The following is a 16272-nucleotide window of genomic DNA, read 5'->3' on the forward strand; positions in this document are numbered from 1 at the left end:
CAGCCCCTTTCTATTAAAAAGAACCTCTCAGAAGACGAAACGCTTCAGGAGGTTCTTTACCCAGTTTTATTACACTCTATCTGTTATTTACGAAGTACAATAATATTGACCCTTCGGTTGGCTTCTCTGTGTGCGGGTGTATCATTTGGATAAACGGGCTTATACTCACCATATCCTACGTAGCGAAGCCGGGCCGGATTGATCTGCTTGGTTTGCAGGTAATGAACAACGGATAATGCCCTTGCACCCGATAATTCCCAATTGGAAGGAAACTTTGCCGAGTGGATTGGCTGATTATCGGTATGTCCTTCAATGATAATAGGATTATCAATTGTTTGTAACATCTTGGCAATATTATCAAGGATCGGAAGGAAATTCGGTTTTAATTGCTCACTGCCCGAATCAAAAATAATCCGATCCTTTAACGTAATTTGGATGCCTTCTTGTAATTGGGTTAATTGAATCTCCGCGTTTAATTGATTTTGATCGATATAGGCCTGCATTTTTTTCATAAATTCCTGCAGTTTTTGCTCGTTTTCATTTACGGCGGTATTTTGGTTTGCATTTGGCAGTTGCTTCGGATTTCCGTTTGGATTATGTTGTGGTGATACTTTGTTCATCGTATTGGATGAACTGCTTGGCGTTTGTCCCCCACTGTTTGTATCAAAAACAGAAACCGTATTAAAAGCTTTGTAAAGGGATTCCATCAGGGCATCCATTTTGGCTTTATCCTCCACACGCATTGAAAATAATACAATAAATAAAGCAAGGAGAAGGGTAAGCAAATCAGAATAAGGGATCAGCCAAGTTTCATCAATATGTTCCTCTTCCTCATGATGATTATGACGTTTTCTCCTAGCCATGGGATTCCTCCAGTTGATGATCTGCTTGATTATTTTTCGCCTTTAGTTCGGCAGGACTCAAATAGACGGTTAATTTATGTTCTAACTGCCTGGAGTTCATTCCCTCTTGTAATGCTAACAGCCCTTCAACCATGATTTGCCGGATTTCAATTTCTTTTTTGGAAATTAATTTTAATTTGTTGCTCATCGGATGCCACAAGACATAACCTGTAAAGATCCCGAGCAAGGTGGCAACAAATGCCGCTGCAATGGAGTGTCCTAATTTTGCATAATCGGATAAATTTCCTAATGCCGCGATCAGTCCGACGACTGCTCCTAAAACGCCGAGGGTTGGAGCATATGTACCTGCCTGAGAAAAAATTAAAGCCCCTTTGCGGTGGCGCTCTTGCATTGCGCTTATTTTCTCTAATAATACATCTTGGGTAAATTCTGTATCAGTCGTATCAATGATGAGCTCTAATCCATCTCTTAAAAAAGGATCTTCAATATTCTCAAGCTCATTTTCAAGACCTAGTAAACCTTCTTTTCGCGCAAGCATCGCCCACCTCGAAAACATCTCAACGATTTCCGCTTTTGATGGGAGTTTCGGAGCACCGATGAAAATAATTTTGATTAACTTTGGGAATTTTTTTATTTCTGACATGGGAAAACTGACAAATAATGTTGCCGCAGTTCCTCCCAGAATAATTAAAAAGGCAGCTGGATTGATTAATGCAGTTAAACTGGCTCCTTTCAAAACCATTCCAACTCCAACAGCCAAAAGGGCCAGAATAATCCCTATGACCGAAGAAGGTTCCTTCATGGCAATTCCTCCCTAACTAAACATCTATGAAACTTGCATATGTATTATTGTATTGGATATTTAGACTATTGACAACGAAATGTTTGATGAAATGAAAATATTCATCAAAAAACAAGATATTTTGATCATAGTCGTTTTTTTGCATTAAACCATTCATCAAAATCTCCGAAAATAAATACATATCTATAAGTTTTTCAGAAATCTATGGTAAAATGGGAAAATTAGATAACCGTGCATTTGGTTTTCATATATTGGATTGGCAGGGGGAATCTTCATTGGATTTAAATCATTATTTGGAGCTGTTTATCGAAGAATCAAAAGAGCATCTCCAGACGATCAACGACGAGCTTTTGAAATTGGAGGCAGAACCGGAAAATCTAACGGTTATTCAAGAAATATTCCGTTCCGCTCATACACTGAAAGGGATGGCAGGTTCAATGGGCTTTGAAGATTTAGCTTCATTGACCCATCAGATGGAAAATGTATTAGATATGCTGCGGAATGCCAAATTAAAGATCACTTCTGAAATCATGGATTGTATATTCCAATGTGTAGATTTAATCGAAACGATGGTGGACAGTATAGAACAAGGCGGAGATGGGAAAGCGGACGTATCAGAAGTCGTGATGAAGCTTGAGCTTATTCAAGATCCATCGAGAGCTGGTCACCTTAATCCTATAAATCGTGAAGCAGCAGCAACACAAAAATTGTTGGTTGATGAATATCAATTATCTGTTATCGATGAAGCGAAAAAAACAGGCAATCATCTTTATCAAATGACGATCACGCTGGATGAAAAATGTATCATGAAATCGGTAAGGGCCTATATGGTTTTCCAAGCGGCGGAGGAATTTGGCGAGATCATTCAAACGCAGCCGGCTGTCGATCAAATTGAGGAAGAGAACTTTGAGCAATCTTTTACACTCTTGCTATTGAGCGAGAGCGGGATCCAAGATATTCAAAAACAGTTATTAAATATTTCCGAAGTGAAAGAAGTAATTGTGATAGAAAAAACAACACAAGAATTAGAGAAGAATAGAAAATCGGCTGCTAGAGATGAGGGAAACCCAACCCAATCAAACAACAATTCAAGTGGAGAAAAGAAGAAACCCCGTTCAAAATCAATCCGTGTGGATATTGATAAACTAGATCAGCTGATGAATCTTTTCAGTGAATTGATTATTGACAGAGGAAGGCTGGAACAGATTTCCCGCAGCTCACAAATTCTGGAATTATCAGAGACTGTCGAACATATGACCCGCATCTCCACTGATTTGCAGGGGCTGATTTTAAATATGCGGATGGTTCCGGTGGAACAGGTGTTTAACCGCTTTCCAAGAATGGTGCGCGATTTGGCGAAAGAGCTGGATAAGAAAGTACATTTGTCAGTTGCGGGCGAGGAAACAGAATTAGACCGTACGGTAATCGATGAAATTGGTGATCCGTTAGTCCATCTGCTCAGGAACGCTTTAGACCACGGTCTTGAAACGACGGAGGAGAGAATTGCCGCAGGTAAGCCGGAGGAAGGCAATGTTTTATTGAAAGCATACACCAGTGGAAATCATGTGTTTATAGAAGTGGCGGATGACGGAAAGGGAATAAACCGGGATAAAGTATTACATAAAGGGCTGGAACGCGGTATTGTATCACAAGAAGAAGCGAAAAAACTAACCGATCAACAAGTATATTCCTTGATTTTTTCTTCCGGTTTCAGTACTGCCGATACCATTTCCGATATATCAGGTCGAGGTGTCGGTCTCGATGTTGTGAAAACGAAAATTGAGTCTTTAGGGGGCTCGATTATGATTCAATCTACACCTGGTAAAGGTTCCATTTTTCGTATTCAGTTGCCGCTCACCCTATCGATTATTTTGTCCATGCTGGTGAAGGTCGAGGAAGAAACTTATGCCATTCCATTCAGCTCCATTGTGGAAATTACGAAAATTACCAAGGAGCAAATTGCAACCATCCATGGACAAAAAGTGATTCAATTCCGCGGACAGGTCGTTCCATTAGTCTTTTTAAAAGAAATCTTTCATGTACCGTCAGTGGAGAACCATTTTGCCGGTGAGGGCTTATTTATTGTCATTGTGAAAAGGGGAGAACAAACTGCAGGACTTGTGGTCGACTCTGTTCTCGGCCAGCAGGAAGTCGTGTTGAAATCACTTGGAGGATATTTAAATAACATCTATGCTATATCTGGCGCGACGATCCTCGGTAACGGAGAAGTAGCGTTAATCATTGATTCCAATCAATTTATTCAATAGAAAGGACGGGCCATAATCATGGATATGTTGAAAATAGTTGCGTTTAAAATTGGCAATGAAGAGTATGGATTTGACATCAACCAAGTCCAATCGATCGAACGGATCCAGCCAATCACAAGAGTTCCGAATGCCCCGGCCTTTGTTAAAGGTGTGATGAACCTGCGCGGGAATGTCACACCGATTATCGATCTCAGCAAGAAATTAAATCTCGGTGAAACCCAATTTACGGAATCAACCAGAATCATTATGACGAGATTAGAAGAAATCGAATTAGGCTGGATTGTTGATAAGACGAGTGATTGTCTAGATGTACCACAAGAAGCGTTGGAAACTGTTTCTTCCACGGTATTGAATCGTGAATATTTTTCAAGCATCGCTAAGTATGAAGGCCGATTGATCATTCTCTTAAAGTTAGAGGAATTGATGAAGCCTGAAATTACCTAGACAAAATCGGTGGAAAAAGAGGGAATCATATGATCGACGAAACCATTGTTGAAGACTATAAAGCACTTATTTTTAAAATTGGCAATGAAGAGTATGGCGTACATATCAACCAGGTAGTTTCCATTGAAAGGATGCAGCAAATCACTTCTTATCCTAACCGGCCACTGTATGTGCTGGGAGTTACCACCATTCGGGATGTCGTCATCCCTGTTGTCGATTTACGGGCAGCATTGACCGGAAAGGCTCAAGCTGATGCTGATGGGACGAGGATGATCATCGTTCAAGTACATGATCAAGAAATCGGCCTTGTCGTAGATGCGGCAACCGATGTGGTAGACATATTCCCGGAAACCATTCAGTACCCAAGAGTTTATGAAACGAAAACGATTTCATATTTACAAGGAATATCAAAATTACCAGACCGTTTGATTATTCTATTAGATATAGAAAAACTACTGGAAGATCTAACAAACTTGGATGAGTTGAAAGACATAATAAATGAACTATAAATCGAAGAGAGGATGTTACAATTGGCCAAAGCGTTGAAATTAATCAGCACAGTAAAAAAGAAGTCACAATTCATCACAATGGGGGCTAAATTATGGGGAAGCTTTATCATTATTCTAATATTCCTCACCTATGTTTCCGCTATATCCTTAAACAGTATCCAACTGTTACGCAAAGACATTGATCAAATCGGCAATACACAAGTGCCAAAAATCGAATTGATCGGTAATTTGCAAGCATCAATGGATAAGATAGGAATGGATACGACAAGGCATGCCTATAATCATGATGCAGATCAGAAGAATTTAATAGAGAAATCAGTAAATGATGAAATTGCTTCCGTCCGTAAAAATACGAAAAAACTGGACAGCCTGCTCACAACGGCAGAAGCCAAAAAAGAAATGAAAGAGTTTAATAAAAACTTTGATGCTTATACGGTGATCATTCCATCCTTGTTCGCGGATTCGAGAAACAATGATTATAATTTGATCATGTTGGAATTATCAGAATTAGATAATCTAAGTGCCAATGCCAATTATTCTCTTACAAAATTATCTGATAATATTTATAAAAATAATGAAACCATGATCAAAAACGCAGAAAACAATGCGACCAATTCAACAAACATGAATATTATTACTTCCATCCTAGCTGATTTGTTTGCCATCTTCATTGCTTTCTTTATGACAAGAATCATTAGACGCTCAGCGAATGGAATTATTAAAAATGCAGACATTACAGCATATGCTGTGACTGAAATTAAAAGATCGATCGATCAAGCCGCTGCAGGTTCCAAAGAACTTGATGCGTCTATGAATAAAGCAAAGAATTCCGTGAATGAGCTGGTTGCCTCTATTCAACAAGTTGCAGGAAACACGAATATTACCTCTTCTGGTGTGGACGAAATTTCTGCTGCTGTAGAAGAAATGAGTGCATCGATTAGCCTGGTAGCACAAAGCGCAGAGAATTTGGCCACTTCAGCAGAGGAATCTTCTTCTGCCATTGGGCAAATGATGTCTTCCATTGAGCAAGTAGCGATCCGAGTTGGGACCGCCAGTGAGAGTGTGGATGAAATTTCTGCAGCCATTGAAGAAATGAGCAAATCGATTCAAGGTGTCAGCGCATGCGCCGACAGTTTAACAGATAAAGCCGGCCAGACTTCCGCAACCGTTGAGGAAATGGTAGCCTCTATTAAGCAGGTCGCAGCCAGTGCCCAAACGGTGAATCAGCTGAGCAATTCTGTCAAAAGTGATGCCCAAGAAGGAATGAATTCATTACACGCAACATTAAATGGTATGAAAGCCATTTCTCATGTTTTCGATCAAGCAAGCAACGTAATGGAAGATTTGGGGAAAAGTTCGCAGGAAATTGGCAGCATTACCGAAGTGATTGATGATATTGCCGATCAAACCAATTTACTGGCACTGAATGCGGCAATTGAAGCAGCACGGGCAGGGGAACATGGAAAAGGCTTTGCTGTGGTGGCTGAAGAAGTGCGAAAGCTTGCAGAACGCTCTGCAAAAGCCACAAAAGATATTGCCATGCGGATCAAAGAAATTCAAAATGAAACGGCTGCAGCTGTTAAGTCGATCAAAGAAGGGGCCATCAAGGTAGAAGAGGGCAATCAATTGGCAGAAAAAACTAACCAGGCCATCGAGAAAATTTCAAATGGTATTACGCAAGTAACAGAGGAAATGAATCAAATTGCCAAAGCGACGGAAGATCAAACAAAAAATAGTGAATACTTTGCCCATGCCGTTGAAACGGTGAGCAAACAGGCAGCCGAAATGATGTATTCTGCAAAAGAACAAATATTGACAGCAGAGGAAATTGTGAAGAGCATTTTGAATATTAAAGATCAAATCCAGCATATCTCGATTGCGACGGCTGAACAAGCACAAGGAAGTACTGCCGTTGTCGCAGCAGTTGAGAATGTGACCAATCAATCCAATGCTGTCACCAACGCGACGAAAGAACAGGCACTCACAGCCGAAGAAATTGTACGAAATATTAACAAGATCAAAGAAATGGTTCAGCAGATTACCGTTGCAACAAATGATCAGGCCAAATTCGGCCATGTCATCGCACTGGAGGTTGAAAATGTGATGAAGCAAACCGAAGAAATGAATGCCAGCATTGAGATCCAATCAAAAGAAGTGGAAGAGGTCGTACAAGCGATCACGAATGTTAATAACCAAATTAAAAAATTAAAATAAGTTGCAACTAGCCTAGGTGTAAAGATTCATCTGTTAGAAGGAGTGTAAATATGACCCGTAAAGTGCCAATGAGTGTGAAACAATGGGGTAGCAATATCGTCATGATTCTATTATTCTTGTCCGTAACATTTGTTTCGTACAACAATATCAATCGCTTAAGTGAGCAAATGCAATACCTTGGGAAAGTCCAAAATCATAAAACGGCATTAGTCGTAAATCTGAAAGAAACATTTACCTTGATTCGTCTGAATGCAACCAAGTATGTTTATTCGTCCAATCCGGATGATAAAAGCGGATTAGAGCAAGCGATGAATGAAGAAGTTGCAGAAATTAAGAAAGACATAAATGAGTTTAACAGTTTGCCAAAATCGAAGAACGATCATCAATTATTAAACAATTTCAGCACAAGCTTTAATGATTACTTTACAAAATTAAACGCAAATATTTTGAAAACGACCATTGATCCCAAAGCGGTCATGTCCATAGGGATCGAATTGGAACCGATTAGAAATAAAGCCATAGCAAATTTGGATGCCCTTGTGAAAGAGGTAGATCAAAATTCGCAAAGTCTAGTAAATTCTGGAGAGCAAGATCGCATCAAATTTCTTACTGATATCGTTGCAGTGACCGTTATCGCATGCTTGTTTGGTCTAATTATTTCGTTTTATATGGCAAGACTGATCCGGCGCTCTGCCTTAGGAGTCATACAAAACGCTCAAACGACGGTGAAATCTGTCCAAGAAATTAAAAATACCATTGATCAAACAGCTGCAAGCGCCACCAGTTTAGATGCATCGATGACGAAAGCAAGAGATTCCGTTAATGATTTAGTAGCTTCCATTCAACAAGTTGCCGGGAATACGAAAGAAACCTCTTCAGGTGTAGATGAAATCTCTGCCGCTATTGAGGAGATGAGTGCTTCGATTCGTCTAGTGGCAGATAGTGCGAATGTTCTCTCGCATTCTGCTGAAGAAACTTCTTCCGCCATTCAGCAAATGCTTGTTTCCATGGAGCAAGTCTCAGGCAATACCGATAATGTCGGGGCCAGTGTGGAACAAATCTCTGCTGCGATTGAAGAAATGAGCAAATCGATTATCGGTGTTAATGAAAGTGCAGTTGGATTAACCGAGAAAGCGGAACAGTCCTCCAAAACAGTTGAGGAAATGGTTCAATCGATCAAGAAAATTTCCAACAGTGTACAAACAGTAAATGGTTTGAGCAATTCCGTTAAACAAGATGCACTCGAAGGAACAAATTCATTAAATGAAACACTGAATGGAATGAGGGAAATATCACAGGTGATTGAGCAAGCTAGTGAAGTGATGGTAAGACTTGGTCATAGCTCGCAAGAAATTGGCACGATTATTGGTGTCATTGATGACATCGCCAATCAAACTAATTTATTGGCGCTGAATGCCGCGATTGAAGCGGCTCATGCAGGTGAACATGGTAAAGGATTTGCCGTTGTTGCGGACGAAGTTCGTAAATTGGCGGAACGTTCTGCAGAGGCAACAAAAGAAATTGCTGGCCTGATCAAAGGAATCCAGGAAGAAACAGCTGCTGCCGTAACATCGATCAAGACAGGGGCCGATAAAGTAAAAATCGGCAACCAATTGGCAGATCAAACAAACAAAGCTATTCAAAAAATTTCACAAGGTATTTCTAAAGTAACAGAGGAAATGAACGAAATTGCCATCGCGGCAGAAGTTCAATCGAAGAACAGTGAAACTTTTGCGCAAACGGTTGAGAGTGTTGCTAAGCAAGCAACCGAAATGACGCATTCAACGAAAGAACAATCCATTACAGCAGAAGAAATCGTAAAAGGGATTATGTCGATCAAAGAGAAGGTAGAAGAAATTATGATCGCAACTTCTGAACAGGCTCAGGGCAGCCGTTCCATCATGGCAGCTGCCGCAAATGTGACGAATCAAGCGGGAGCCGTTACCAATGCAACGAAGGAACAGGCATTAACAGCAGAAGAAATCGTCCGCAATATTAACGCTATCAAAGAAATGGTGCAGCAAATGACCATCGCCGTGAATGATCAGGCGAAATATGGCGAAGAAATTGCACAGGAAGTAAGGAATGTCCATTTCCAAACAGAGACATTGAAATCAAGCACTGAAACGCAAACGAAAGAAGCAGATGAAGTCCTTTATGCCATCACGAACGTTAACGAACAAATCAAACATTTAAAATAATGGTTTCAAAGAAAACGCCTCTATCCAGTTATGGAGGCGTTTTTTAACTATTATCCTATTTTTATTTAATGTATAATAACTACATGATATTGATTGTTTTTGATTATATAGAAATTGTTTGGTCAACAAGAGGAGGTGATCCTATTTGAAAATCCAGGATATTCCAATAGTAAATCTGAACGATGTGAAGAAATCTACAACCGAGAAAATGACCGACACTCGAGCGGCTTTTCAAAAAATGATCAGCTCTTATACCAAAGATCTTACAGAAGATCGTCTTCAACAATTACTTGAAGACATTGACCAGCAAGGACAAGCCCTTAGTAAAAGCCCGACATTCAGCGAACTGCACAAATATAAAGATTTAGTGAAACAGTTTATGCGTGAAGTTACGAACAAGGGAATCGGTGTTTACCAAACGGAAACATGGGATCCGTATGAAGGCAGCAAGAGATTGCAAACGGTCAGAACGCTGGACCGCAAATTAATAGAATTGACAGACCATGTCATCCGTGGACAGCATAGCAGTCTATCGATCCTCGATCGGATTGGAGAAATTAAAGGTTTATTAATTAACCTCTATACATAATCAACGAATTAAAGGGGAAAAAGGAATGAAATTGTATGTGAAATCGCTTCTCATCATGGCGGGTATTACGGTCATTGGTGCTGGAGGGTTTTTTGCCCAGTATCACTTTGTCCATCAAGGAGAAAAATTGGTAAAAGCAAAGGACAAACAGCCATCGGTTGACGAGATCATTCATGAATCGGTCGATACGGATTCGATTACAACCAATTTTGCCGACGGCGGATATATCAAAACAAAATTTAAGCTGATCACCACATCGCCAAAAGATGCGGAAGAAATCAAAAAGCTTGAATTCCGAATACAAGATACTGTCATTCAAACGATCAATCAAATCAAAAAAGAAGATGCGGTCGGGCCAAATGGATTTACCTTGATTGAAAATAATGTTAAAAAGGACCTGAACAAAGCATTAGGCGGCAACTATATCACTCGTGTTTATTTGGTCGACAAATTAATTCAATTGTAGGAGACGAAAATGCTGACCATTCTTACGATATCACTTCTCGTTTTAAACTTTCTTGGAATGATTTTTTTGATGGTGAAAAACTTTTCGTCCAAAACATCACCGGATCATCGAAAAATACTTGAAACCCAAAAACTGCTGACCCGTGAAATGGCAGAGTTGACAATGGCAATCGACCATCTTCATCAGTCCATTCAGCAAGAGGCCGAACAATTGCGGACGGAAGTACAGTCGATCCAATCTTCTATTAAAGGGAATGTTCAGCAGGAATTATTATTGAAGGAGCGCTACAGGGAAATTTTTCAACTTGAAGAACAAGGATTATCAGCGGAACAAATCGCTGCAAAACTGAACAAAGGTTTAGGTGAGGTAGAATTCATTCTCCGACTTAAGAAAGGAGCATTACGATGATTAGAGGATTATATTCTGCTGCTTCCGGCATGTTTTCCTTGGAGAGGAAGCAGGAAACACTGGCAGATAATCTCGCTAATGTCCAGACACCTGGATATAAGCAGGATGACACACAACTAAGAGCCTTTCCGAAACTATTCCTCCAGCGAATACAAGATTTTCAAGAAGCGGGACATGCTCCTGCAGCTAGCTCGCGCGTTCCAATTGGCGAGCTGACAACAGGGGTATATGCCCAAGAGCGTGTCCCTAATTTTTCACAGGGGCCGGTAGTAGAAACAGACCAGCCGCTAGATCTTGCGATTGATGACCAAAATATCCCGGCACAGACAGTTGGCGGCCGCCAAGTAAAGCCAGCTGCCTTCTTTGCTGTTCAGCTTCCAAATGGGTCAATCGGCTACACAAGAGACGGGAAATTTGACTTGGATGCAGGTGGCAATCTCGTGACGGCTGACGGGTACCGTGTGCTTGGTGTTAACCACCAACCGATCAAAATAACGGACAGTATCAGTAAAGATCGTCTCAGGATTACTTCAGACGGTCAGGTGATCGTCAATGCAAATGATCCTGCGAGATCCAGAATTGCAGGAAAGATCGGGATCGCCGTCGTGCAAAATCCACTTCAACTTACGCGGATGGGAGCCAATGTTTATCAATCAAAAACTGTCGTTCCTTTTATACAGGACAGAGGGCAAACCAATCCGGGTGTTTCACTTAAACAGGGATATATCGAGCAGTCCAATGTCAATCCGGCTCAGACGATGTCGGATATGATGATGACCGTACGCGGCTATGAAGCGAATCAAAAAGTCATCAGTGCATATGACCAGTCGCTCCAGCAGTTGAATACTGTCGGGAAAATCAATGAATAAGGGGAATGAATCTTGAATACTTCATTATACATTTCATCAGGTGCTTTGCAGGCATTCCAGCAAAAAATTGATACGAGCGCAAACAATGTGGCAAATGTCGATACGACAGGCTTTAAACGGCGTGACCAAAGTTTCTCAGAACTGTTAGCCAATCAAATTAACAACCAGACACAAGCTAATCAAGAGGTGGGAAGGCTGACTCCGAATGGACTCCGGGTAGGCTATGGCTCTCGCGCCGGCCTGACCCAACTTGATATGACACAAGGTGAGGCAAAAGAAACCGATAATCCATTCGATTTGATGATCAATGGAAACGGCTTTTTTCAAGTAAGTGTTCCAGCTCAAAACGGTGTTCGCGAAATCCACTATACTCGTGACGGAAGCTTTCACTTAAGTCCTAATCTGAATCAGGCAGGGAGCTATTATCTAGTAAACGCAAACGGTGGTTATTTGCTGGATCAAAACGGCGCTCCGATTCAATTAGATGGAAAATATGACGTTCAAATACAACCAAATGGTCAAATTTTGTTGAAAAATAAAAACGGCCAAGGCGGCGCGTTTCTTTCAGCACAGCGAATCGGCCTTGTGGATATTCAAAACCCGAATATTTTAACAAACATAGGCGGGAATGAATTTGCAATCGACACAACTGTACTGCCTGCGGGAACAAATGCCGCAAGTTTTGTGCGCTATATGGCGCCGGGAGAAGTGCAAATTTCATCCGGATATTTGGAAGGTTCCAATGTTGATTTAACACAGGAAATGGCAGATTTGATGACCTCGCAAAGGAGCTATCAAATGAACGCCAGAGCCGTTTCTTACGCTGATCAAATGATGGGAATTGCCAACAGTATATTAAAATAGGAAGAATGGATAGAGACGAAACGGTGCGTCTCTATTTTTTTTGCTGAAAAATACTAAACCAATGGAGAATGCTGACGATAAAAAGAATATGAAAGTTGAACCATGAAAAATAAAAAAACGATTAAACTAAATTTTCCCGCTGCCGATAATTCATAATACCAGTGATTACCTTAGTAGTTAATCATTGAAAAATTATCGACATGCATAAGTGACCTTGGAGGAAAATGAATGCTGATCATTGGCAGGGAAATTGGTCAATACGTCATCATTAATGATGAAATGAAAGTAACTGTCGAGCAAAAGAATGCAAAACTGCATTTGGTGATCGATGCACCAAAGGACATCTCGATTACGAGAGTCAAACAAACGCCGATGAATTTGAGAAAAAAGACTCGGATCATTGGTGATACTATACAAATTGGCAGTTCCATTCAAGTCAGCATCCTCCAAACAGAATCAGGGCTAATTCGCCTTGCTATCGATGCACCAAAAGAAATTTCGGTCTATCGGGAAGAAATTTATCAAAGAAAAGAAACAAAACTTTGATCAAAACAAAGAAATGAGTAACAAACTTTGCTTAAAGAGCCAATGGCTTTTTAATAGATTTTAAACAATAAATCATAATGTAGGAGGAAATAACTTATGATTATCAATCATAACTCAATGGCATCCAATGCACTTCGTCAATTGAACATTAACAGTGCAGCTCAAGCAAAATCAATGGCAAAATTATCTTCAGGTCTTCGCATCAACACAGCTGCTGATGATGCGGCAGGTCTTGCAATCTCAGAAAAGATGAAAGGTCAAATCCGCGGATTAGACCAAGCTGCACGTAACGCACAAGATGGTCAATCATTACTTCAAACAGCTGAAGGCGGACTAAACGAAACTCATGATATCCTTCAACGTATGCGTGAGCTGGCTGTCCAAGCTTCAAACGATACGAATACAGATCAAGATCGTCAAAACATTCAATCTGAAATGTCTCAGCTTGAAACTGAAATAGATCGTATTGGTAATACAACACAATTTAATACTAAAAATTTATTAGATGGTTCAATGGGTAAAGCAGTAAATGCTGCTGTTGCAAATGTAAATACAAGTGCCGCTCTTCAAGGAGGAAGTGGTTCAGTAACAACTGGCGATTTCGTAGATGCATTAAAAGATGCAAATGGTAATAGCTTAGGCATTAGTACAGGTGATACAATTACCATTAATTATACAGTCAATGGTACAGCGAAGACTGCTAGTTTAACTGCCACAGCTGGTACAACTAAAGTTTCCGATATTGGAGCATTATTTGGTTCAGATGCAGCATTAACAGCGGATGCTAGCGGTCATTTAGTTCTTACGGCTGGAACAGCTGGAACAGCTGGTGCAGTTGAAGGTGTAACAATTACAGTTAAAGACTCTAACGGTGTTACGCGAACAGCTGCAACAAATGCACTTTCTTCTTTTGCCGAAACAACTGCTGCTGCAGATAAAAGAACTGATGGCTCTGCAACACTGTTAATTGGTGCAAATGGTGGGCAAACGTTGACTGTCGATATAAATGACATGCGTGCCCAAGCTCTGGGAGTAAGTGGTTTACAAGTTTCTACACAATCACAAGCCAATTCAGCAATTAAAGTTATTGATACTGCAATTCAAAAAGTTTCTGCTGAACGTGCTAAGATTGGTGCATTCGAAAACCGTTTAGATCATACGATTAACAACTTAAATACATCTAGCCAAAACATCTCTGACGCACAATCCCGTATTGCTGATGTAGATATGGCAAAAGAAATGATGAACCAATCTAAAGCCAGCGTACTTGCTCAAGCTGCTCAAGCAATGCTAGCTCAAGCAAACCAGCAGCCGCAACAGGTTCTTCAATTATTACGCGGTTAATTAACTTTGAAAGAGATTCTAGCTCTGCTGGAGTCTCTTTTAAATTTTTTAGAAGGTTAGCATAATACAAGATAACGAACAAATCTCCCTCAAGCTTGTTTTTCCATTTCAGCTTAACTATTTTTCATAACTTCCGATAAAATATACATTAAACGAATATGTTTATTCTTTTTCAAAATCATGATAGAAATTGATAGATCGGAGGAAAATTTCATGTCCATCGACCCATCTTCCATCACCAGAATAACAGGTCTTGCAAGTGGTTTAGATACGGATTCAATAGTAAAAAAATTAATGACCGCGGAGCAAGTTCCGCTTAATCAGTTAAAACAGAAGCAGCAAAAGGAATTGTGGCTTAGTGATGCGTACCGGCAATGGAATACGGATTTAAATACCTTTAAAATGACAACATTATTAAATGCAAAGATGTCTTCAACGTTTAATACGTTTGATGTGACGTCAGGGCAGCCGAATGCAGTTACAGGAAATGCAGGCGGTGGAGCCATTGCCGGAACTTATACTATTCAAGTAAAACAACTGGCGGATTCGGCGAGATTCACAGGAAATAATGTGACGGTTGATCCAACGAAGACGCTTGGTGATGCAGCACAAGGTGCGTTTCAATTGCAAAACAACGTGTCGATTACGATGACAGTGTATAACGACCCTAACAATCCAACAGCAGGCCAAACAGCTGTGCTGCCGATCACCATTAATACGACAGATAAAATTGGAGACGTTATCAGCAAGATTAATAGTGCGGTAGATGCTTCAGGTAAAAGCTTGGGGCTGCAGGCGATTTATGATCAAAACTTGCAAAAATTTATTATTCAGACAAAAAGTACTGGACAAAATGTTAAAATTGACTTAAGTGCCAATACAGATCAGGCAAGTCAAACATTTTTAAGTACCTATCTTGGCGTTACTTCAACGAATAATATTGCTCAGGGTCAAAATGCGGCTATTCAGTTTAATGGCACCGATGTTTCGCTTGCCTCAAACAATGCGACCATTATGGGCATTAACTGGACATTTAAAAGCAAAACGCTGGATGCAAACGGCAATTTAACAACGACGAGTGTCAGTGTGTCGAAAAATATCGATGCCGAAGTGAAAAATATTGAAGATTTTATTAATAAATATAATGATATGTTGGATAAGTTAAATAAAGCGGTAAGTGAACCGGTATATAAGGATTACCAGCCGTTGACCGATGATCAGCGGAGCCAGATGACGGATACGCAAATACAGCAGTGGGAAACAAAAGCAAAAAGCGGGTTATTGCATGGCGACAGTATTCTGAATACATTAATCAATAACATGAGAAATCATATGGTTTCTACCGTAAATAATGGTAGTACGTACAATTCACTTGCATCTATCGGCATAGAGTCGAAGAGTTATATGGACAAGGGGAAACTTTATGTAGATGAGACGAAGCTAAGAGCAGCCATTCAAGCAGACCCGGATGGTGTACAGAAATTATTTAATCAAATGGGGAGTACATCAAATGGGACAAACGGACTACTCAATACATTAAGTGATGATTTCCAGCAAGCGATCAAAAGCTTAACGGATAAAGCCGGAATGGTGGGGAGTTCGCAATATGATCAAAGTACGATTGGAAAATTGCTGAGTAATATTAGCACCTCCATCACGACGCTTACTGATCAACTCAATCAAAAAGAAAATCAATACTACAAACAATTTTCCGTTATGGAACAGGCGATGCAGAAATATACATCTCAAAGCAACTGGCTGCTTGCGCAAATGTCTTCCAATCATTAAGCCAAAGACGCACTTCTTGCCACAGTTTTTATAGCTGTGGCATTTGATTTCTGAATTAAACAATTTCTTCGTTTCTCCGATGATACAATAAAAACCAA

The 16272-nt window shown here is 40.2% G+C and carries 15 protein-coding genes; 13 read left to right on the plus strand and 2 right to left on the minus strand.

The genetic code is table 11. The features are described from left to right. Positions 1 to 83: 83 nt before the first annotated feature. Both BFU02S_RS03960 and motA read right to left on the minus strand, forming a co-directional pair. Positions 84 to 863: an OmpA family protein gene (locus BFU02S_RS03960; RefSeq protein ID WP_066366921.1), complete on the minus strand. Its 780-nt coding sequence runs from the start codon at positions 861 to 863 to the stop codon at positions 84 to 86. Beyond that, on the minus strand, positions 856 to 1665 hold the full coding sequence (gene motA, locus BFU02S_RS03965; protein ID WP_066366922.1) for a flagellar motor stator protein MotA: 810 nt from the start codon (positions 1663 to 1665) through the stop codon (positions 856 to 858). The genes BFU02S_RS03960 and motA overlap by 8 nt, the downstream gene beginning before the upstream one ends. A 275-nt stretch (positions 1666 to 1940) precedes the next feature. Between motA and BFU02S_RS03970 the strand changes: the two genes are divergently transcribed. The 13 genes from BFU02S_RS03970 to fliD all read left to right on the plus strand — a co-directional run bounded on the left by BFU02S_RS03970 (position 1941) and on the right by fliD (position 16174). Next, on the plus strand, positions 1941 to 3932 hold the full coding sequence (locus BFU02S_RS03970) for a chemotaxis protein CheA (protein WP_066366925.1): 1992 nt from the start codon (positions 1941 to 1943) through the stop codon (positions 3930 to 3932). An 18-nt stretch (positions 3933 to 3950) separates the two neighbouring features. Next, positions 3951 to 4376, plus strand: coding sequence for a chemotaxis protein CheW (locus tag BFU02S_RS03975; RefSeq protein WP_066366927.1), 426 nt, complete (start codon positions 3951 to 3953; stop codon positions 4374 to 4376). Between the two features lie 29 nt (positions 4377 to 4405). Beyond that, a complete protein-coding gene (locus BFU02S_RS03980) occupies positions 4406 to 4885 on the plus strand; it encodes a chemotaxis protein CheW (protein ID WP_066366928.1) in 480 nt (159 codons plus the stop codon). Between the two features lie 21 nt (positions 4886 to 4906). Next, positions 4907 to 7099, plus strand: a complete 2193-nt coding sequence (locus BFU02S_RS03985; RefSeq protein ID WP_066366929.1) for a methyl-accepting chemotaxis protein — start codon at positions 4907 to 4909, stop codon at positions 7097 to 7099. A 50-nt stretch (positions 7100 to 7149) separates the two neighbouring features. Further along, positions 7150 to 9300: a HAMP domain-containing methyl-accepting chemotaxis protein gene (locus tag BFU02S_RS03990; RefSeq protein ID WP_066366931.1), complete on the plus strand. Its 2151-nt coding sequence runs from the start codon at positions 7150 to 7152 to the stop codon at positions 9298 to 9300. Between the two features lie 145 nt (positions 9301 to 9445). Further along, the gene (locus BFU02S_RS03995) at positions 9446 to 9889 is read left to right on the plus strand and encodes a YaaR family protein (RefSeq protein ID WP_066366936.1); all 444 of its coding nucleotides are present in this window, start codon (positions 9446 to 9448) and stop codon (positions 9887 to 9889) included. 25 nt (positions 9890 to 9914) lie between these two features. Next, the gene (locus BFU02S_RS04000) at positions 9915 to 10355 is read left to right on the plus strand and encodes a flagellar basal body-associated FliL family protein (protein WP_066366938.1); all 441 of its coding nucleotides are present in this window, start codon (positions 9915 to 9917) and stop codon (positions 10353 to 10355) included. Between the two features lie 9 nt (positions 10356 to 10364). Then, complete coding sequence (locus tag BFU02S_RS04005) at positions 10365 to 10763, plus strand: DUF6115 domain-containing protein (RefSeq protein ID WP_066366940.1); 399 nt, start codon at positions 10365 to 10367, stop codon at positions 10761 to 10763. Beyond that, a complete protein-coding gene (locus BFU02S_RS04010) occupies positions 10760 to 11632 on the plus strand; it encodes a flagellar hook-basal body protein (RefSeq protein WP_066366942.1) in 873 nt (290 codons plus the stop codon). Before BFU02S_RS04005 ends, BFU02S_RS04010 begins: the two co-directional genes overlap by 4 nt. 12 nt (positions 11633 to 11644) lie before the next feature. Further along, positions 11645 to 12496 carry a flagellar hook-basal body protein gene (locus BFU02S_RS04015; RefSeq protein WP_066366945.1) on the plus strand — a complete coding sequence of 284 codons (852 nt, stop codon included), beginning with the start codon at positions 11645 to 11647 and terminating at the stop codon, positions 12494 to 12496. Between the two features lie 228 nt (positions 12497 to 12724). Next, the gene (locus tag BFU02S_RS17130; RefSeq protein WP_066366948.1) at positions 12725 to 13042 is read left to right on the plus strand and encodes a carbon storage regulator; all 318 of its coding nucleotides are present in this window, start codon (positions 12725 to 12727) and stop codon (positions 13040 to 13042) included. 96 nt (positions 13043 to 13138) lie between these two features. After that, positions 13139 to 14386 (plus strand): flagellin N-terminal helical domain-containing protein, encoded by a 1248-nt coding sequence (locus BFU02S_RS04025; protein WP_066366950.1) that lies wholly within the window; start codon positions 13139 to 13141, stop codon positions 14384 to 14386. A 213-nt stretch (positions 14387 to 14599) separates the two neighbouring features. Continuing rightward, entirely contained in the window at positions 14600 to 16174 is a 1575-nt protein-coding gene (gene fliD / locus BFU02S_RS04030) for a flagellar filament capping protein FliD (protein WP_066366952.1), read from the plus strand. The last annotated feature ends 98 nt before the right edge of the window (positions 16175 to 16272 follow it).

The organism is Neobacillus fumarioli NBRC 102428 (assembly GCF_001591485.1).
Lineage (GTDB): Bacteria > Bacillota > Bacilli > Bacillales > Cytobacillaceae > Neobacillus > Neobacillus fumarioli.